Raw genomic sequence first — 19,362 nt, 5'->3', positions numbered from 1 at the left:
GCATCCTTAAAACTTTAACCTTTAGCGATCGCCTAATTTATGAAAAATACAGCTCATACAGTTACTTTTATGTTACATTATCAATATTTATGTAATATGTAAAGATGCCAGCGCTCATTGCTATATGAATCCAATTTCCAGTTCGTCTAATAACTCTTACACGGTCTTCACGATTAAGTTGAGTTATTATAGGCGAACTGGCATCAGGTCTTTGACGAATATTAACATTGTTGTCGTTAATCAAGCTACAAATAGTATTCATCTCAACTTCTATTTGATATTGATACTCTGGATTTTGTGCTAAACCAGATTCAGTGTTTAAACTTATCAAAAATATTGACAATAAAGTTATTAAACTTTTCATTGATAAACTTTGATAATTCTGACGTAATTCTTGATAATGTGCTTCTGGAACATCCCGTTTTAGCTTTTGGATATGTAGAGGAAATTGATTAAATTTTTATAGTCTTTGTATCCAGAATTAGTAGTATTTTTTTTAGGCTATTTATTGTTTTTGATCATAGTCAAATCCTAGATTATTTAAGTTTTTTTGTACGCTAATACAGTTGAAATCATTATATTTATGATTGACAACAGAGATTATACATAAGATAAGAAATATTACTGGCGATCTAAAAAAAATTAATCCAGTAAAATTACTGATAGGTAAGGCTTTTTAGAATGGTTAAAGGCAAAAATAATCCTCAAAAATAATACAATCATATTGAGCAGAGGAAATGAAGCAAGATATTTATCTCTAAAAATATTTTCTTCTGACACCTACAAACACCCTAATAACTTATAACCAACTTTTTCCCAATTGTTATAAAATAAGTTAAACATTATTAAAAATTTATGACTGCAACAACTCCTACCCTTAATCCTTTCTTAACCAATAATTTCGCACCCGTTAGAGAAGAAACAACCGCCGACAACCTCAAAGTTATTGGGGAACTACCTCCGGATCTCTCAGGAATGTTTGTGCGTAATGGCCCCAACCCACAATTTAAACCGATCGGTGAATATCACTGGTTTGACGGCGATGGAATGCTCCACGGAGTCAGAATAAAAGACGGAAAAGCATCCTATCGCAACCGTTATGTACGCACCAACAAATTCCAGGTAGAAAACCAGGAAGGTAAAGCAGTATGGCCTGGATTCTTAAATCCACCCCAACCAGATAATCCCCACGGCACAGATATCAATACAGGTAACACAGCCCTAGTTTATCATGCCAATCATTTTTATGCTCTCTGGGAAGGCGGTGCGCCTTACTATATTAAACTGCCTGAGTTGGAAACTATTGGCAAACAGACTTTTAACAACAAACTAAAATCTCCTTTTACTGCCCATCCTAAAGTTGATGCGGTAACAGGAGAAATGATGTTTTTCGGTTACTCAGTAGCTCAACCTCCTTTTTTACAATATAGCGTTGTTTCGGCAAATGGAGAACTGCTGCGCACCATACCTATAGATTTGCCTGTAGGAGTAATGATGCACGACTTTGCTATTACGGAAAACTATAGTATATTTTTCGATTTACCGATGACTTTTCGCCCAGAAAGAATAGAAAAAGGTCAATTTCCACTAATGTTTGAGTCAGAGACACCCAGTCGCTTCGGAATTATTCCCCGATACGGCGATAGTGGAGAGGTGCGTTGGTTTGAAACTCCAGCTTGTTTTGTTTGGCATACTCTCAATGCTTATGAAGAAGGGGATGAGGTTGTATTGGTTGCTTGTCGGATGAACTCTACTAATGTGTTTGTGACTAATGATAGCGATCGTCTCCCTGATGGAGATACTCCTTATTTACATAGTTGGCGGTTTAACCTGAAAACTGGAGCGGTAAAAGAGGAAAAGCTAGATGATGTACCTTCTGAGTTTCCCCGTGTTAATGAAGAATTCTTAGGGCGAAAGACGCGGTATGCTTATTCAGCAAGAATGGAAACAGGAGAATTTCCTCCTGTGTTTAATGGTTTGATTAAATATGACTTGGATACAGGGAAGTCGGAAACATACGAGTTTGGTAAGGGACGTTATGGTGGTGAGGCAGTGTTTGCACCTCGACTCAATGCTAGTAGCGAAGATGATGGTTGGTTGGTGACTTATGTTTATGATGAAAATACTCATACTTCTGAGTTGGTAGTAGTGAGTGCTCAGGATGTGAGTGGGGAAACTGTAGCGCGAGTGATTATTCCGCAGCGAGTGCCTTATGGTTTTCATGCTGCTTGGGTGACAGAGGCACAGTTGAATTAAGTTTTTAGTAGGTCAGGACTTACGCAAAAACACCATATCTGGTAGGGGCGAATGGGATTTGCTAACGCAAAGCTCCGCTAACGCCCTCTACAGATAGAGTATTATCAACGAGTTTGCATAAGTCCTGTGCATGACTTCCGTGAAACGGTATAACAATCCAGTTTAGTAAGGAGCGCCATCAGGGAATAACAAACCTATGCGTTTTTCTCGCACCTGTGCTTCCTCAGCACAAATTTCCTTGAGAGAATCAACAACTTCTTTTTCCAATCCTAGTTTTTCTGCTATTTTATAAATTTTAGCCATTTCATCTGGGTGTAACTCTCCATCAGCGCTACAAGTCTTAATAGCAAGATAAATAACTGTACGACGACCAGCATTATTCACAGCAGATGCTTGACTTAAAACATCAATTACATCTTCATCTGCTGGGTAAGTTTTAGCTAATTCATATCCGTTACTGCCGAGTGCAGCAGCACGACCAACAATCCAATTTCTTTCTTCTGGTGCTAGTACCCCATCTGCTTTGGCACAAATAAGAACTGATTTAATAATTGTTTCATGGTCTTTAGTTGGTGGAAGACTTTTGAAACCATAGGTTTCACCATGCAACCACAACTTAGCGTCCTGTTCTATGTCAGACATAATTTAACACTCCATTTTTAATTGTTTAACTTTGTTGACTTGAGTAGAATACTATCCTATATGGTAATAATTGTAAAAATTAACATTATTTTTAACTATGGCTGTAACAGATAATTTATCCCAGAATTTTTTTGCTGTGTGTCAAGAGCTTGAATAACTCAATACCTTATATTAATGTCTTTAATTATCATCAAAACTATAGAAAATCTGCGGAACTTTTAGGATGGGATTTGCTCAAAATAGCAAAATCAGAGATTGGTTCTAACAGGGCAAATAGAGGAAATCGTTTTTATACTGTAGTTCAGTATTGTCTAGATATAGCAGACACTTTAAAAGAGCTTTCCAGAGTATGTAAAAAAGATGCACGTCTTGTTTTTGTTGTTGGCTATGAATCAAATGTACTTGGAGTTCCTTTTGATAATGCCAATATTATTGAGAAGATTGCTATTGAGTCTGGTTTATATAGGAAAGTTTTAAGGCAAAAGCGCACATTTAAAAATAAGTTTGGGAAAATTATTAGAGAAGATTTAATTAACTTCTACAATTTAAAACCAGAATTAACAATAGAATCTATAGATGCTGTAGCAAGAGAAATTGCGATGAATGCTTTAAAAAATGGTATATCCGTAGTTTCAAGCCAAAATTATAAGTCATTAGAAAATGCTATCCGAAAAGTTCCATATTTAGAGAGAACACCAAAATTAAATTTCTCTCCAGATATTTAATACCAATTTGAAAAAAGAATGCTATGAAAAGTGCCACTCGATCGGATATGCTTAAAAATAGTGACTCTTGTGGATTTTAGATAGTTAATTCTATCGTTTTTACCTTTTTTTTCAAAATTTCCTTCTTCTTCCTTCTTCCTTATTCCTTCTTTCTTACTTCTACTATTTGTAATAAACAGTTATCAAAATGGTATAAAAATATCGAAAATTAATTATTTATAAACTTATAAAACAGTAAATTCTCGCCAAATAAAATTATGCCTGAACTGCCTCAACTACATTATTCAAAGTTAATAGCTTGTCTAAATAATCCTTGCTTACCTGATGCTGACCGAGATGGATTAGAAGAAGCTATCAGGAAATATCATCAGTGGAGACATGAATTAGAGTTAGTTGAAAGTGGTCAAATTGATACTGTGGAAAAATTAGTAGCAGCTACAAATAAATACAAAAGTTTTATTGAATTAGATTTAATATTTGATAGCTCAGAAAATTTTCTTTACAGGCAGAAAGGGCAATTAAAATTAGACAATACAATTTTGGAAGAGTTTTTACCTCAACTTGTATTCCGAAGCTTGTGAGGAATAGATGATTCTTTTGAGTTAGGTCCGAGAAATACATTTTCTGGGCTGAGTTTTTTGTCGTCTTTGGGTAATCCTGGTCTTGGTGGTCAACCATCTATTAGGTCTAAGAATCAATATTTTATTTTAGGCAAAAAGTTATACTTAAAAACATCTTTAGAGCCAAATTTTCAAGATTAAAAACTAATCGAATCTCATATTGGTTATGTATGTGCAGAATGCAAAACAAATTTAGATAAAACGATGTTTCAAGAAGCAATTGCCACTAGCAGAGATTTAAAAATAGCTGTTCCTGGTTCCCTATACTTTTTGATTTGCGAATTTCTAGATATGACACCAGTTTCTATTGTATCAACTCAGCTTGATGATGTTTTAATAGTGCGTAAATCAAAGCGTCTTTCTGCTAATATTAGACAAGAACATAAAACACCGGAGGCAAGACGTATTCATAGACAAGAATATGCAGAATTTTTAGATGCTTCAAAATATTATCCTGATGTTTTTCAAAGGATGATTGATAAAATTCAAATATTGATTAATAATAGTAATCCATCTATAAATAAAGTTCTCAATCAAGGTTATTTTTACAGCACTTTTGAGGATAGTGAGGTACACTTGTGGAACTGTTCTTATATTTCCTATTCCCTGTTCCCTGTTCCCTGTTCCCTAGAGCAATAAAACTTTGTACCTCATCAACTTGAAAACTGCTGTAAATCAGTGAAATGAAATAATGTACCGAACACCAACTATCAAATTCGATCGCGGCACTCTCATTCTCCATCCCCCACCTCAAGGTAAAGCATGGGTAGACTATGCAACTTGGGATGACCGGGTGGAAAAATTTCGGGTTCGGGCAATAGACTATCGCCCTTTAGTGGAATCATTAAAAGCAGCAAAAATTGACTTTACTGACAAAGCTAAAGAATTTGAACCTCTCGAACTCATCCCTAGTTTGGAAATGCCTCCCTATCCGCACCAAGAGGCAGCATTGAAAGCTTGGAAACAGTCAGGCAGAAATGGAGTTGTGATTCTCCCTACTGCTTCGGGTAAAACATATTTGGCTCAACTGGCAATGCAGGCAACTCCCCGTAGTACCCTGGTGGTTGTACCTACCCTAGATTTGATGCACCAGTGGTACGCGCATTTGAATGCAGCTTTTCCTGATGTGGAGGTGGGGTTACTGGGTGGAGGGTCTCGCGACAAAACACCAATTTTAGTGGCGACTTACGATAGTGCGACTATTCATGCTGAGGTGATCGGCAATAAATATGCTCTATTAGTTTTTGATGAATGTCACCACTTACCTACTGATTTTTATCGGGTAATTGCCGAATACGCGATCGCTCCTTATCGTCTCGGTCTGACAGCAACTCCTAACCGTTCTGATGGTCGTCATTCTGACCTAGATTATTTAATTGGACCTACGGTTTTTAGCAAGACTCCTGAAGAATTGGCAGGTGCTGCTTTAGCTGACCATAAAATCGTACAAATAATGGTTAAACTTTCTGCACAGGAGCGGGAAGAATATAACAAGTTAATGACAGTTAGAAATGACTTTTTAAAGCAGGCAAATATTAAGTTAGGTGGGTTAAATGGTTGGAAAAATTTTGTGATAGCAAGTGCCCGTTCTAAGGCTGGACGTCGAGCAATGTTAGCCCATCGTCAAGCTAAGGAAATTGCTCTTGGTACGGATGGAAAATTACGAACTCTTGCTAATTTATTGGCTCAACATTTTCCCGAACGTACTTTAATTTTTACGGCTGATAATACAACAGTTTATCGGATTTCCCATGACTTTTTAATTCCGGCAATTACTCACCAAACTCCTGTGAAAGAAAGACATGAAGTTTTAAGTAAATTTAGAACTGGGGAATATAAAACTCTTGTTGCTTCTCATGTTTTAAATGAAGGAGTTGATGTGCCAGATGCGAGGGTGGCAATTATTTTATCTGGTACTGGTAGTGAACGAGAATATATTCAAAGATTGGGTCGAGTTTTACGTCGAGGTAGCGATAAAAATAAGTTAGCAATTTTGTATGAAGTTGTTACGGAAAATACGAGTGAAGAACAAACTTCTCGCAGACGTAGAGGTAAAATTAGACCGAAAAAATCTCCTAAATATCAAGAACAAGAAGAGGCTAAACCGGAAATTAAGCCGTTAGAAATTGTGAAACCAGAACCAATTTATGGAGTTAATAATTATGCTGCTAAACGTGCTGCTGAACCAGGTGCAAAATGGGGAAATGATGGAAAAAATGATGAAAATAATTTGGAAAATAAATCAAAAATCAAAGAGGATAAAAATTCTACAGAAAATTCTGATGATGATATTAATATTGATGAGTTTTTCTGATTATTTAGAGGAAATAGGTCATTTCAGTTATCAGTTATCAGTACCTCTGCAATAAGGAGGCTTGAAATCTGAAATATTCCCTTTTTTATCCCCTTATATCAAATCCGTTTAATTGGGCATAAAAAAATCGGCGTTGGTAAATTAGTGTATGATATTAATCTTAATTACTTAGGAGTCAGGAGTCAGGAGTCAGGAGTCAGGAGGGAAGAAAGAAGAAGAAAGAAGAAGAAAGAAGAAGAAAGAAGAATATAATGAGAAAGTTTTTCGGGGAGCGTCAAGGTCACGGAGTTCTATAGCGATCTTATCCTGAGGTGATATCATACCTCAAATTACCAACGCCAAAAAATCTTCAATCGTCATAACTACGCTCATATTTGTAATTCTTTCTCCTCCTGACTCCTGACTCCTCCTAACTTAACCATTCTATGGCTGTTTAACCGGATTTGATATTAAAAGGGGAGGCTTGATACCAATTTGATAAATGTTTACTACAAATAGTTAGGCTATTTCTTAGGAGTCAACCCATCCCTACTCCCAGGAGGGGAAGTCAGGAGTCAGGAGTCAGAATGAATTGCTTCAAGACCAGTTTTTAGGTCGTAAATTCTCTTTTTCGTCAAAGAGAAATTTCCTGCAAAATCTTTTTATCGCACTTATTATTCGTAACATTCTTTTTTCAAAAAGGAGGGTGAGCAATGCTCACCCAATTGCGTCAACAGCACGGCTCATCGAGACTAAATTCATTACTACGCAGGCATTCGATTCGGCTAATGACTGTTGGATGACCTGCATTTTTCCTACCTCATGGGTAAGTCCTGTGAATAGCGATCGCTATTTGGTTGAATAATGTTTCTCAACCAACTGAATGATTGTGTCCCAAAAATCTTCTTGAGCTACATCTTCAACAGCTTGGGCAGACAGGGCATCATCAGAAGTTTCGGCAAGACCAAGATTCGTCAAAGCAGGGGGAACCCACCACTGGAACAATCCTGGGTATTTTGGTAAGTACAGGCGCATGAACATATAGAAATTGCCTTCGGGTGCGGGCAACCAGTTGGGACACAGATCCCCATTGAGATCCCCCTCCTGATCGAAACACTCGCTTGGAGGATCGCGCTGGATGGAAATTGTAACGCTGCCATCGTCACCGGGGTCCAGGCCGCTTCTGTCTCCAACAGAAAAGCGATCGATATCATTCGTGACCATAGTAGTATCGGTGTCATACATGGTGATGGACCAGAAGGCATTCACCTCGGGTTGCTGGCCGTCCTCGAATCGCAGTTCATAACGGTTGGCTCCGGTCAGCAGATTGCCCTCTCCATCCAACGATACATTCAGGTAAACGGCCTCGTCCGGCTCGTTGGCAATAAAACCAGATTCGGCCTGCATCGCACGGAGTAACCAGTCTTTTGTTTGGGAGGGGCGGCCAGCTTCTGGCGGTGGGTAGTTCCAGCCATTGACCTGCTTCTGAGCGTACCCGTTAGCAAAAGCATTCCTGATAATCTGTAAACCATTGACAGCAGCACGTTTGAGACCGCACTTGGTACTCTTACTTTGGAGTTTCACATCTAACCCTGGTCCAATGCCTATGCCTTTGAATAAATCCAGCAAAGCAGTATCTGCGGGGTCGGGGGGATTGTCCGCCATCGCATGGTTAATATTTTTCCAGTCCGCAAGGTCACCTTCATAGTAAGGCTTCCAGAGTTCGGGCACTTCTTCTTCTGGAGGCTCAGAATCGATCCACTCAGACAGCGGTGTTAACTTATACTGCTTTTGAATGGCATACACCTCCTCCAGGTCGTTGTTTTTTCGTTCACTCTCTTTCACCATAGTTCGCCCGAAGAGATGTGCCCAAGGCGTAGTGGAAGGACCTTCAAGTTTCTGCACGTTATCAGGCAGATCGCCTTCCCAATTAGGACCAACAATGGCATAGTTACCGGCTTCTGGTCCAGTAGCACGCCGACCCACATAGGCAAAATTGTCTCCCCGGTAATCAACCATCTGAATTGTGTAGTAGCGATCGATTTCGGGTACTGACAGAATGAGGGGTTCGTCTCCGAGATATACAACTGCGTGGGAATAGAGGGTGTCATTCTGATTCCCGCCTCCGACAAAGGTATCGTCTCTTAATTCCTCGTAGTGGTAAAACTCGTTGACTTTCCCACCTTCATCCTTCATGCGAGTCCAGTAAGCCTTTGGCATATAAGTCCAAGGGAAGGCATAGATATAGGCTTGCACGCCGAGGGTGTAGGCATATTCTTCTTCCCAATCAAAACTAGGATTTTCACAGGTATCTCCCGTTTCTTGAGCAAGAACAGGGCCTGTGGGTAATATGATATTTCCAAGGAGAAGGGAGGTAGCGATCGCCACTACCACCATCACTCTCCAAATTCGATTCAAAATCATCGGTAAAACCTGATCAACAAAACTAATATTTGGACAACTTGTTGTTTAGTTCTTCAATAAAGCCAGTTTTCCTGGCTTGGGCCATAACTAAATCAGTATGAGTCCTGCATACTTTCTGACTTAAAAATTACTTTAGTGGTAAGCTATCTCTGTGAATAAGTAAAAATTATAACTTTCTCTGCTATACAAATTAAATAACTAATTGTTTTTTTCTATGAGTTTTGCTTATAACTGATTTGATTATTTTTTTTTGATGAAGTGCTGTAAAAATAAGTTTGTTGATGGAGATAAACAAAAGTAAAATTACCCAAACTAAAAATTCTCCTGGGACAGACAATCCGAAGATTGTCTACAAATCCTTTAAAGATATGGATTATTTCAAGAATTTTTTTAGCGGTCGCGGGCTGGAAATTACACAACTCACTTGTGGTTATATTCAAGCTGAGTTTTTGTCAGCTCAGGTTGGTGACATATATTTCGTTTGTCGTCAAGTGAGTCAAGGGATTCAAGCTTTGGGTGAACAGTTGAAGGAATACCTATCTTTTGGGATATCTTGTTTTGAGAGTGATGAGGGATTGTACTCCCACCGTAGGTTTGTCGATCCTCAAAGAACTATTTTTGGTTTCAATGACAAGGGAACAGATCTAATACTTCCTAAAGGTGGAGTGATGATAACGATTCTAATCCCTAAGAAAACTTTTCATGTTTATGCACAACAACTACAACGCTACGATCTTGATGATAGTTTCCTGAATAAAAATGCTGTGAATTTGCTACTAACTGGGATGAAAGAAATTAAAGATTATCTGAAACAAGTATTTTGGTTAGCAGTACACCAACCGACTTGGTTTCAAAACCCTCATTTTGAAAAACTCGTTGCCGATGATTTCGTTCCTTTGTTGATTAGTCAGATTCCCATTAAGTTAAATTCCAAGTCTTTCCTCAAACCTTCCCGAAGAGAAAAGTTGATTGCCCAAGCTGAAAAAGAAATGTTAGCCAACTTAAATAAACCTCTGACTTTAAAACAACTCGCTCAAAATTTAGGCTCTAGTAGTTGTGCATTATCTTTTGGTTTTAAAGACTTATTTGGCGTGAGTCCGATGCGCTATCTCAAGGTACGACGACTTCATGCAGTGCGAGAACACCTGAAAGCAAGGAAACCCGAAAATTGCACCATTGTCTTCCTGGCTAATGAATTTGGGTTCTACTGTCCGAGTAATTTTACTAGAGATTACAAAGCCATGTTTGGGGAGTTGCCTTCAGAGACGTTGGCAAAACACTGGAAAAGTTAGCTTACATTACTGATATTAAATCCGGTGGCATGAGTATAAAATCTTTTGAAGGTAGGAGTCATATCAAATCCGGTAGCATCGGTGTAATTAGATGGGGAGATGGGGAGATGGGAAGATGGGGAGATGGGGAGATGTAGAAATATTTGGTAATGGTTGAAGATGGAACATTTTTTGATACCGAATTAAACGGATTTGATATCAGGAGTCAGGAATATAGGTTAAATAATTTCCTATACTGTAGGATTAAATTTTTGAGCAGATCAAATCTTACTTTTGACTTTTGAATTATACTGTAGGATTAAAGTTTTGAGCAGATCAAATCTTACTTTTGACTTTTGACTTTTGACTTTTGAATTAATAACTATGTTACCAACTGACTTACTTTCTCATCGGCAAACAGGAGAAACAATTATTCCTCAAAAACTCAAAATTGATGCTAAAAATTTAGCCATTGCCACAGAGATGATTAACTCTTTCCAAGAAACAGTAGGCAAAACTCAAGGAGAACTTGATAAACGTTTACAAGAAATTGAGGGAGATGACCCCAACTACCGTTTCAAAAGAGGATTAGCACATATGCTTAGAGGCAGTTTTTCTACCTTTGAAATTATCAGTCCTCTCGAACCAATAGAATTAAGAAAACGTGTTTTTACCACAGCAGCAGAAGTTGTTCCTAGTATCCCATCAACAGAATTAACCCTCGAAAAATTAGCCACACAAATGAGTCAAGAATTAAACCGAGAAGTTATGCCTGATGAGATTAAAAAAGGTCTCTATGCTGACTTACAAGAAAATAGAATTTTGACTCAATTTGATGCCCCTACATCAGAGGCATTATTACATAGATATAACCTGTCTCAAGTACAAGGTATTTTTTACAAAGCTAGTCATATTGAATTAAACGCTCATCGCAATGACCCAGGAGAATACAAACTCTTATTTAGATATGTAAAATTATTTCAATTAATGACTTATATTGAAGGAGATGCTGACCATGGTTTTACCCTCACAATTGATGGTCCTTATAGTTTATTTAAACCCAGTACTCGTTACGGTTTAGCACTAGCAAAAATGTTACCTGCATTACTACACGTTACAAAATGGAGTTTACACGCAACTTTACAAAATCGTGATACCTATAGTGGAGCTTGGAAAAAAGGTCGATTTAGCATTGACTCTGATTGCGATCTAGTTAGTCATTATCCACCAGGAAAACCCTACGATAGTATGTTAGAAGCATCATTTGCAGAACGTTGGGCTAAGTTAAAAACCGAGTGGCAGTTGGAAAGAGAAGTTGATTTAATTCCCATTCCTGGTAGTGTAATGATTCCTGATTTTAGACTGGTACATCCCAGCGGACAATCATATTTATTAGAAATAGTTGGATATTGGCGACCGGAATATTTAAAAAAGAAATTTTCTCAGGTGCAGAGTGCTGATTGTGATAATTTAATATTGGCAGTTTCCGAACGACTAAATTTAGAAAAAGCGGGTGTAAAAGTAAAAGATATACCAGTACCTATTGTCTGGTTTAAGGATAAGTTGTTACCTAAATCAGTATTAGCAGTTTTGGACTCTATTTAATTTTTGGTAAGATCATGTCCGGATAATTAGTTATAAAAAAACTTTCTCCTTCAACTCCAGTTGTTATTCTTTCTTCCCTCTTTCCTCCTGACTCCTGTACGGGCGTTAACGATAGTTATGCGAAGCAAACGGCCGTTCGCCCCTACTACCTGACTCCTCCGTAGTTATTTATTTATCACTGTTTAACCGGACATGATATAAGATGCTTCCACTGTCGTGCTTCTTGACATCCTCCCGACGCTGCTCTACGAGACAGCGCGGGGATTCCCTAGCATCGCTGTTAGGGGTTTCCTGCTTCATAGCACTCGCCTTCCGAGATTTACTCCCTTCAGGTCTTACAGTCGCTCCACAGGCTGACACTGCTAGTCCAGCAGCCAAAATGTTAATTGCAGCGTTGATATCCCGGTCATGGTGACTACCACACTCTGGGCAGTCCCACTGTCTTACCCTTAAAGGTAATTTTTCTAATATATACCCACAATTAGAGCAACGCTTTGAACTAGGAAAATATCGGTCAATCTTGATTAATTTCCGTCCATACCATTGAGCTTTGTACTCTAATTGTCTAACTAACTCGCTCCAGTTAGCATCACTGATAGCTCTAGCTAATTTGTGGTCTCTTGGTGCGCGTTCCCTTGCGACTGGCGTCGTCGCGGGGTCGCACCGCTTTTTGACCATGTTGTTCACAGCTAAATCCTCAACTACTATAGTTTGGTTTTCTCTTATTAGTCGTAGGGGAGCCGTCGGATTGGCGACGTATGTCAGTTTGTGGGTATAGTCAAGCCTTGAATCTTTAATCTTGGCGTGTATCTTGGCAACTTTCAGCCTGGCTTTCTGATAGTTGTTAGACCCCTTGGTTTTCCTAGATAGGGATTTCTGGGTTAACCTGAGCTTTTTATGTAACTTCTGAAGATTCTTTGGGTTAGCAACTTTTTCTCCATCACTTGTAGTTAAAAGGCTAGTGATGCCTAAGTCAATGCCCATTTGTTTGTTAGTCGGCTTAAGCCTCAAATCTCTGCTATCATCAACCCTCAAAGATACAGACCATCTACCACTTGGGTCAAGTTTGGCAGTAATTGTACTAGGTACACAACCTGGTGGTAGTTGCCTACTCCATCTAATGGGTAATGGTTCTGCACATTTAGCTAGATATACTTGACCATCTTTCCACTTAAATGCAGATTTTGTGAATTCAGCACTGCCGCCATTACGTTTTTTCTTGAATTTCGGGTACTTAGCACGGCCACTAAAAAAGTTGGTGAAAGCAGTTTGTAAATGTCTTAAGCCTTGCTGCAATGGTACACTGCTTACTTGAGTAAGAAAATCTAAATCTTTCTGTTTTTTCCAGTTCGTCAGCATGGCCGAAGTTTGCTTGTAACTTACTCGTTGTTTTTGTTCATACCAAGCTTGAGTCCTAGCAGCTAAGGCTTTGTTATAGATTAGGCGCACACAACCCAAAGTCCTCCGCAACAGACTTTCCTGTTCCGGAGTGGGGTAAAATCTAAATTTGTACGCTTTTTCAACCATCTACTGATTAATTTTCAATATTTACATTTTAACAGTTTATTTGTAAAACCGCAACATTGATTGGCATTCCCATACGACGCTCCCCTGCGGGAGAGCGCGGGTATAAATGCCAACATTTTGATAAAAAATAATAACAATGCACCAACATTGCTTTCTCAATTATGAATTCTAAATATAGAATCTATCCTGTCTGTTCCTAAAATCTTTGTTTTATTTATAGAACCCATTTGGTATATTTACACGAGTTATGTACTTTTGGCTACAGAACTAAGAACTTAGATAGGGTCCCTGTCGGTAGGGCGATGTACAGAAGTTAGGAAATTCAAGAATGAGAATAGGGAAAAAAGGTTGAAATTTGCTCCCCACTCCCCTACTCCTTATCTTTAACTATATACAGCGCTTTTCACTTGAGTAGACCACAAAGTCAGCCATCTATTGTGGAATTCGCAGCCCTCGTTTCGCCTACCACCTAACACCTACCACCTACCACCTAACTTTTTAACTGTGGTTTACCCATTTAAAAACTGCTGTAAATCTCAAATGGGTTCTACATAGAAAGCGATCGCCCTTGATTTACTAGTCATTTCATATTCCAGTCAGGTCAAAAAAAAAATCAAAAATCAATACACACTGCCAACATTTTGATTTACAAAAATTTGTTTATATACTATAGTAAGAGTTTTGGCAGATAAATATTCTCTACTCAAGGCCGATATGACAACGCAAAGTCGTAAAGGGCCTTCCAAGCGGAGGAGTATGAAAAAGTGTGCTAACAGTATAATTGCTTATTTAATTTTCTTACCCACAAGAAATTCCTACCTAAGTGTATGGATTTACCGATTGGGATCAATAAAATCAATAGTTATTCTGTGACCACTAGAGAGTAATAGAAATAAAAAGCTGAAAGAAAATGGTATTCCTCGAAATTATAGGAGTAATCTTCAAAAGATAACTCTGTTAATAGGGGGAATTAAAATTATCATCTTCTACTTCCTATACAAGTAGAATACTGCTAAATATCTATAGTTAATCCTGAAGGATATATCCTTCAGAAAAGCTAACTAATATAAATTCAATCAAAGTTTATTCACTATACAAAACAGGAGGTAACGTCATGAAAATCAAAACTCAACTACATACCGAAGCTGTAAAAATAGCTTTGCTTTCCCTATCAGAGATGGAACTATATAATACTATCCATAATTGGCTTGAACGAATATCTCAAAAAGATTGGGAAGCAGAATTATTAGATGAAATGCAGTTTGCTTTAGGTTATGAATTAGAGTCAGGAGAAACTCTACAATCTTATAGAAGTTGGGATGAATTGATGTATTGTGAACCTGACTGTGAAGATGTCTACTTAATCGCGCCATCACCTTTGAAATTACACAGATATATAGAGCAGATGGACTCACATTCTTTTTATCACAATATAATTTCTATTGCTGGAAAAGCTTATAGTGAAGGAGAAATGGGTTATCCACCAAATGCCTTTTGTGATGGGTATCAATTTATGGAAAACTTAGTTGCTAGTCTCAGAAAAAATCAACCTTGCCAAGAAAAAAATTATCCTTCAGAAATTTTCAGAATTGTGAATCAAACTCCAAATAATGAACAGTTTTTTCAAGTATCAGAACATTGGCGGACTTACAATGGGGATAAAATAACTGATTTTGTGCTTTTGACCTCTAATTAGTAATTGCAGGAAGAACCAGGCAAGTACATAAATAAGTTTGTTTATGGTATTTATGATGGGTTATCTGATGTGATAATCCATATTCTTATTAAGAATATTTCGTCTTTTTTACTAAAAAAAACAGAATTTGGGATGTACTTTCTCAAGCCTATTCATAAATACTAAAAAGCTGACTACTGATGCACTTCAATGCTAACTTGCTATATCTATAGCAATCCTATTTCAGTTATGAAAAAAAATCTTTGAATTTAGGAAACAGGGAATAGGGGTAAAAGTTTCAGGGTTTTTATATATCCTGAGATTTTTTACAAATGATTTATGATTGCTATACATCAAATTTAACAATTAATAATTAATAATTAACAATTACCTCTCTCTGAAAACCAATAGGATTGACTAAAAGGAGAAATTTTTTTTCTTTAAAAGAGAGGCTTTATACCAAGCGTGAAAAAAGAATGTTACCAATAATAAGCACCAGCCAAAAGACTTGAGCTAGGATATCTATTTGATGAAAAATATAAATTTTCTGGTAATAAACAAGATTCAAGCTATTTCTACTAACTACTGACTACTGATTATTGACTACTTACTACTAGCAAAAGTCGTTCGTATTTGTAGCAAACATTTATCGTTCTTGGTATTATACCATTTTGAAAAAAGAATGTTACGAATAGTAAGAGGGATAAAAATAATTTTCAGGAGACATCCCTTTGACAAAAAAGATGATTTCCAACCTAAAAAGTGGTATTGAAGCCATTCCCATACGACTCCTGACTCCTGACTCCCCCTCCTGGGAGGGGGAGGGGTTAGGGGTGGGTTGACTCCTAAAAAATCCCCTAGTTATATCATGTCCGGTAGCATCGGTCTTGTATAGCAAAGGTAAGGAAGAAGGAAGAAGGAAGAAGGAAGAAGAAAGAGGGAAGAGGGAAGAAGGCTACCCTCGCAAGAAAAAACCATCATTTCCTGTAGATATTCACCCTTGGGTTTACACAAACGATATAAACGGACATGATATTATTTGTAGCAAACATTTATCGTTCTTGGTATTAAGCCTTGATTATTCGGTAATACACAGAGAGATTGCTAAATCACTTCTAATTTTTTTGATGATCATTACCAAATATTAGTATCCTCTTGATAATTGCCATGACAACGTTACTAATGCCTGATCATGAAAATCCTCAATTTCAGACTTATATTACCTCAATTCATCCCCAGTATCTGACTAATAGACATCTCCAAAAATCAAAAATAAAATCAATTTTTATCCCTATTTCCTATTCCCTATTCCCTCTTTGGAAATATCTATTTTTCGGCGTTGCACAGTGACGAATGATTTTATATTTTTGATGAACAGGATTTTGGATTTTATAATTGCTAAAATGACTAATTAATAGTTTTTTTTAGTTAAAGTCTAAACTAATTTTTGGTAATATCATTCCATAATGTGCAACCCCTATTTTTCACTTGTGGCTGATTTACTTTGTTAACATTAGGACTTACACAAAAGACGAAATTATACACGATTTATAGGGGTTAATAGCCGTTAACCTCTACCATAAGTGGTAGTTATGCGTAAGTCATGAACATTATTGAAGTCAGAGTTTATTGCCATTTATAACGAGTATTTTTTGCAGTTTAAATGATAGGATAAACACTATAAACCATACCTTCTAGAAATATAAAAAATTGAGCAAAATCACCAATGGCATTAACTATCAACGAACTATTTGATGAACAATTCTATTTAGAAACCTACCCAGGAGTGGCTGAAGCAGTCGCCAATGGCACAGTCAGTAATGGCTTTTTCCATTTTATTAGGTTTGGTCAATTTGAAAGTCGCGACCCCAACGCTATTTTCAATACTAATTTCTATCTCGCTAATAACCCTGGAGTTGCTGCTGCTGTAGAACAAAATCTTTTGACACCTACAGAACACTTCATCAATTTTGGTCAATTTGAACAACGTAACCCCAGTACTTTATTAGACACCAGTTTTTATCTAGACCGTTACTCAGATGTTGCTGAAGCATTAGTAACTACCTCACTGACAGCAACAGAACACTTTCTCAATGCTGGTCAATTTGAAGGACGGTTGCCACGTTCGTTATTCAGCGATATCTATGTGTTTGGCGATAGTTTGTCTGATACAGGTAATGCTTTTGTTGCTACTGGCGGTCTGTTACCACCCAGTCCTCCCTATTTTGAAGGTCGCACTAGCAACGGCCCTCTATGGATAGAAACTCTTGCACCACAATTAGAGTTAACATCTAACTCTAGTCTCAATTTTGCAGTAAATGGAGCCACCACAGGATTTGTGAATAGCACCAATAATCTATTGCCAGAGGGTACTCCCCCTCTGTTAATTGGACTGCAGACACAAATTGACAATTTTATAGCAGAGACTCCAGAAACTGACCCTGATGCTTTGTATGTAGTGTGGGCAGGTGCAAATGATTATTTAGGGGGTAGCACCCAAGGTGTGCAGTCAAGTGTGGGTAATTTGTCAGTGGCAGTAAATAAGCTAGCAAGCATTGGAGCCAGAAATTTTCTGTTGCCAAATTTACCAGATCTAGGTTTGACTCCACTCGCACAGAGTTTACCCCCGGAACAACAACAGGGATTAAGTTTATTAAGTGAAGGTCACAATAGTGGGTTAGCAGCAGCTTCCCAAATATTAGAGCAAGACCCGAATATTAATATTATTAGCCCTGATTTTAAGACTATCGTTGACAATATTATTGCTAACCCTACTGATTTTGGCTTTACGAATGTCACGGATAATTTCTTAGCTTCTGGAGCAATTAACCCCGATGATTTTTTATTCTTTGATGACATACATCCTACTACCAATGGTCATAATTTTGTGGCAGATACAGCAATAAAATCCATTACAGAGATTTCAGAATTGGTTAGTATTTTGGAGGCTTCTGAAGGCTAATATCAAATTCGGTAGCATTGGTGTCATTAGCAGGAGTCAGGAGTCAGGAGTTAGGAGCATGACTAAAAATAGACCCACCCGCTTCTGAACCTGGTTGTTTTTCCCAGTCAATGCCATCAGAAGAAATAGCTAAACCAATAGAATGATATCCACTCTGGTTTACTCCTTCGTAAAACATCAAATACTGACCGTCTATTTTCAGTACATGACGAGTACCAATACCCTGTTCATCAAAGCTTCCCGGTTCTCCTGGTCCTAAAATTTGACCGACTTTCTCCCACTGAAAGCCATCTTGGGAAACCGCTAAACCTACTAAAAATATTCTTTCTGGGTTTAGGGTGTGGTAGTACATTTTCCAGGAGGAGCCATCTCTCAGCACTTGTGGCCAAGCACAAAATAAAGCATCAAATTCTCCTGGTTGACCAGGACTCAGGAATGCGCCTCGATGAGGACCTTCCAATCTCACCCAGTTAATGCCATCGCGAGAAACTGCACAACCAGGTAGCATCTGAATACCTTTAGCTTGAAACTTTCCTACTTCTAGAACTTGGCGATCGCCACCCAAATACCACATCCAGTAAAGACCGTCACTGAAGTAGACATCACTCACGCCAATATGAGCAGAATCAAATCTATTTTCGTCTGGGTGGGGTTCAAATATAGCTCCCATTGTTAAAGGACCTTTTACTCTTTCCCATTTGATGCCATCAGAGGAAATAGCCAGACCACAACGACCTGTTGGTAAATTGATTTGGCGGTCAAAACTGGCATCGCGTCCATAATACCACATTTTCCAGGTGCCATCTGGACTATGAATTACGCGCGGTGAGGAGATGCGTTCGGAGTCCCAACAACCTTCAGCGCCAGGTGTAAGTATGAGACCGGGTTGATTAATTTGTGTTGATTTCATCTCAGACATTATTTCCGTTCCAATGATTTAATTAAGGGATGACCGTCATTAAGTAGTTCCTTCAGTTTATCAGATGCTGTTGACTGTTGACGAACATGAGCATCAATAAATAAACCTATTGTTTCTGCCATGAGAGAACGAATTTCATCTTCTGGTTGAGTCGCAGGAAAGTCGAGAAAAGGTCTACCTGTTGTCGGATCAAATGGATCGGCAAAAGAAAAATGATTAGCTCCTTCGACTAACATCAAATAGCTATCATTTCTTCCTCCAGAAATTGCTTCGTGAAAAGTCCGCGATACTGGTGTTGTGGCTTCTTTCCAAACATAAGAAACTTTGGCAAATCTTCTGCCTTATCTGCTGGATTTAAAAAAGCTACAGGAAATATTATCTTTACTCTAGACGCAGATTTACAAGATGACCCGGCAGAAGTACCTAAATTTTTGGAAAAGTTA

Annotated in this window: 16 protein-coding genes and 1 pseudogene; 11 read left to right on the top strand and 6 right to left on the bottom strand. The window is 38.0% G+C overall.

Going from position 1 to position 19,362, the window contains the following annotated elements:
- Positions 1-67 precede the first annotated feature (67 nt).
- Entirely contained in the window at positions 68-364 is a 297-nt protein-coding gene (locus F6K27_RS27175; RefSeq protein ID WP_287279469.1) for an SH3 domain-containing protein, read from the bottom strand.
- 491 nt (positions 365-855) lie between these two features.
- On the opposite strand from F6K27_RS27175, the gene F6K27_RS27170 reads away from it, so the two are divergent.
- Positions 856-2,256, top strand: coding sequence for a carotenoid oxygenase family protein (locus F6K27_RS27170; protein WP_287279470.1), 1,401 nt, complete (start codon positions 856-858; stop codon positions 2,254-2,256).
- Positions 2,257-2,418: 162 nt separating this feature from the next.
- Here F6K27_RS27170 and F6K27_RS27165 read toward each other — a convergent pair whose 3' ends face one another.
- Positions 2,419-2,898, bottom strand: a complete 480-nt coding sequence (locus F6K27_RS27165; protein WP_287279471.1) for a TerB family tellurite resistance protein — start codon at positions 2,896-2,898, stop codon at positions 2,419-2,421.
- A gap of 149 nt (positions 2,899-3,047) precedes the next feature.
- Between F6K27_RS27165 and F6K27_RS27160 the strand changes: the two genes are divergently transcribed.
- The 4 genes and pseudogenes from F6K27_RS27160 to F6K27_RS27145 all read left to right on the top strand — a co-directional run bounded on the left by F6K27_RS27160 (position 3,048) and on the right by F6K27_RS27145 (position 6,557).
- Entirely contained in the window at positions 3,048-3,623 is a 576-nt protein-coding gene (locus F6K27_RS27160) for a hypothetical protein (RefSeq protein WP_287279472.1), read from the top strand.
- Positions 3,624-3,880: 257 nt separating this feature from the next.
- The gene (locus F6K27_RS27155) at positions 3,881-4,204 is read left to right on the top strand and encodes a hypothetical protein (RefSeq protein WP_287279473.1); all 324 of its coding nucleotides are present in this window, start codon (positions 3,881-3,883) and stop codon (positions 4,202-4,204) included.
- A 3-nt stretch (positions 4,205-4,207) separates the two neighbouring features.
- Positions 4,208-4,882: pseudogene (locus tag F6K27_RS27150) on the top strand (Bpu10I family restriction endonuclease).
- Positions 4,883-4,934: 52 nt separating this feature from the next.
- The gene (locus F6K27_RS27145; RefSeq protein ID WP_287279474.1) at positions 4,935-6,557 is read left to right on the top strand and encodes a DEAD/DEAH box helicase; all 1,623 of its coding nucleotides are present in this window, start codon (positions 4,935-4,937) and stop codon (positions 6,555-6,557) included.
- A gap of 828 nt (positions 6,558-7,385) precedes the next feature.
- Here the strand turns inward: F6K27_RS27145 and F6K27_RS27140 are convergent.
- Positions 7,386-8,960: a DUF1254 domain-containing protein gene (locus F6K27_RS27140; RefSeq protein WP_287279475.1), complete on the bottom strand. Its 1,575-nt coding sequence runs from the start codon at positions 8,958-8,960 to the stop codon at positions 7,386-7,388.
- A 368-nt stretch (positions 8,961-9,328) separates the two neighbouring features.
- Here F6K27_RS27140 and F6K27_RS27135 point away from each other — a divergent pair, with 368 nt between their 5' ends.
- The gene (locus F6K27_RS27135; RefSeq protein ID WP_287279476.1) at positions 9,329-10,252 is read left to right on the top strand and encodes an AraC family transcriptional regulator; all 924 of its coding nucleotides are present in this window, start codon (positions 9,329-9,331) and stop codon (positions 10,250-10,252) included.
- A 363-nt stretch (positions 10,253-10,615) separates the two neighbouring features.
- The gene (locus F6K27_RS27130; protein WP_287279477.1) at positions 10,616-11,836 is read left to right on the top strand and encodes a DUF790 family protein; all 1,221 of its coding nucleotides are present in this window, start codon (positions 10,616-10,618) and stop codon (positions 11,834-11,836) included.
- Positions 11,837-12,004: 168 nt separating this feature from the next.
- Here the strand turns inward: F6K27_RS27130 and F6K27_RS27125 are convergent, their stop codons facing one another.
- Entirely contained in the window at positions 12,005-13,363 is a 1,359-nt protein-coding gene (locus F6K27_RS27125; RefSeq protein ID WP_287279478.1) for an RNA-guided endonuclease TnpB family protein, read from the bottom strand.
- A 1,114-nt stretch (positions 13,364-14,477) separates the two neighbouring features.
- Here F6K27_RS27125 and F6K27_RS27120 point away from each other — a divergent pair.
- From F6K27_RS27120 to F6K27_RS27110, 3 genes are all read left to right on the top strand, one after another.
- Positions 14,478-15,059: a hypothetical protein gene (locus F6K27_RS27120; protein ID WP_287279844.1), complete on the top strand. Its 582-nt coding sequence runs from the start codon at positions 14,478-14,480 to the stop codon at positions 15,057-15,059.
- An 866-nt stretch (positions 15,060-15,925) separates the two neighbouring features.
- The gene (locus F6K27_RS27115) at positions 15,926-16,186 is read left to right on the top strand and encodes a hypothetical protein (protein ID WP_287284676.1); all 261 of its coding nucleotides are present in this window, start codon (positions 15,926-15,928) and stop codon (positions 16,184-16,186) included.
- Between the two features lie 578 nt (positions 16,187-16,764).
- Positions 16,765-18,000, top strand: a complete 1,236-nt coding sequence (locus F6K27_RS27110) for an SGNH/GDSL hydrolase family protein (RefSeq protein WP_287279846.1) — start codon at positions 16,765-16,767, stop codon at positions 17,998-18,000.
- Positions 18,001-18,043: 43 nt separating this feature from the next.
- Here the strand turns inward: F6K27_RS27110 and F6K27_RS27105 are convergent, their stop codons facing one another.
- Positions 18,044-18,910 (bottom strand): glycosyl hydrolase, encoded by an 867-nt coding sequence (locus F6K27_RS27105; RefSeq protein ID WP_287279847.1) that lies wholly within the window; start codon positions 18,908-18,910, stop codon positions 18,044-18,046.
- A gap of 8 nt (positions 18,911-18,918) precedes the next feature.
- A complete protein-coding gene (locus F6K27_RS27100; RefSeq protein ID WP_287300936.1) occupies positions 18,919-19,155 on the bottom strand; it encodes a hypothetical protein in 237 nt (78 codons plus the stop codon).
- 36 nt (positions 19,156-19,191) lie between these two features.
- Between F6K27_RS27100 and F6K27_RS27095 the strand changes: the two genes are divergently transcribed.
- The coding region (locus F6K27_RS27095) for a glycosyltransferase (protein WP_287300937.1) at positions 19,192-19,362 on the top strand (171 nt) is incomplete at its 3' end.

Source organism: Okeania sp. SIO2F5 (assembly GCF_010692685.1).
GTDB classification, from domain to species: Bacteria; Cyanobacteriota; Cyanobacteriia; order Cyanobacteriales; family Microcoleaceae; genus Okeania; species Okeania hirsuta.
This window is presented reverse-complemented; position numbering and strand designations above follow the sequence as displayed.

What these genes read in the sequence shown, in the direction of transcription:
- F6K27_RS27175 (WP_287279469.1), bottom strand. Translation starts at nt 364, where the DNA reads ATGAAAAGTTTAATAACTTTATTGTCAATATTTTTGATAAGTTTAAAC.
- F6K27_RS27170 (WP_287279470.1), top strand. Translation starts at nt 856, where the DNA reads ATGACTGCAACAACTCCTACCCTTAATCCTTTCTTAACCAATAATTTC.
- F6K27_RS27165 (WP_287279471.1), bottom strand. Translation starts at nt 2,898, where the DNA reads ATGTCTGACATAGAACAGGACGCTAAGTTGTGGTTGCATGGTGAAACC.
- F6K27_RS27155 (WP_287279473.1), top strand. Translation starts at nt 3,881, where the DNA reads ATGCCTGAACTGCCTCAACTACATTATTCAAAGTTAATAGCTTGTCTA.
- F6K27_RS27145 (WP_287279474.1), top strand. Translation starts at nt 4,935, where the DNA reads ATGTACCGAACACCAACTATCAAATTCGATCGCGGCACTCTCATTCTC.
- F6K27_RS27140 (WP_287279475.1), bottom strand. Translation starts at nt 8,960, where the DNA reads ATGATTTTGAATCGAATTTGGAGAGTGATGGTGGTAGTGGCGATCGCT.
- F6K27_RS27135 (WP_287279476.1), top strand. Translation starts at nt 9,329, where the DNA reads ATGGATTATTTCAAGAATTTTTTTAGCGGTCGCGGGCTGGAAATTACA.
- F6K27_RS27130 (WP_287279477.1), top strand. Translation starts at nt 10,616, where the DNA reads ATGTTACCAACTGACTTACTTTCTCATCGGCAAACAGGAGAAACAATT.
- F6K27_RS27125 (WP_287279478.1), bottom strand. Translation starts at nt 13,363, where the DNA reads ATGGTTGAAAAAGCGTACAAATTTAGATTTTACCCCACTCCGGAACAG.
- F6K27_RS27120 (WP_287279844.1), top strand. Translation starts at nt 14,478, where the DNA reads ATGAAAATCAAAACTCAACTACATACCGAAGCTGTAAAAATAGCTTTG.
- F6K27_RS27110 (WP_287279846.1), top strand. Translation starts at nt 16,765, where the DNA reads ATGGCATTAACTATCAACGAACTATTTGATGAACAATTCTATTTAGAA.
- F6K27_RS27105 (WP_287279847.1), bottom strand. Translation starts at nt 18,910, where the DNA reads ATGAAATCAACACAAATTAATCAACCCGGTCTCATACTTACACCTGGC.
- F6K27_RS27100 (WP_287300936.1), bottom strand. Translation starts at nt 19,155, where the DNA reads ATGTTAGTCGAAGGAGCTAATCATTTTTCTTTTGCCGATCCATTTGAT.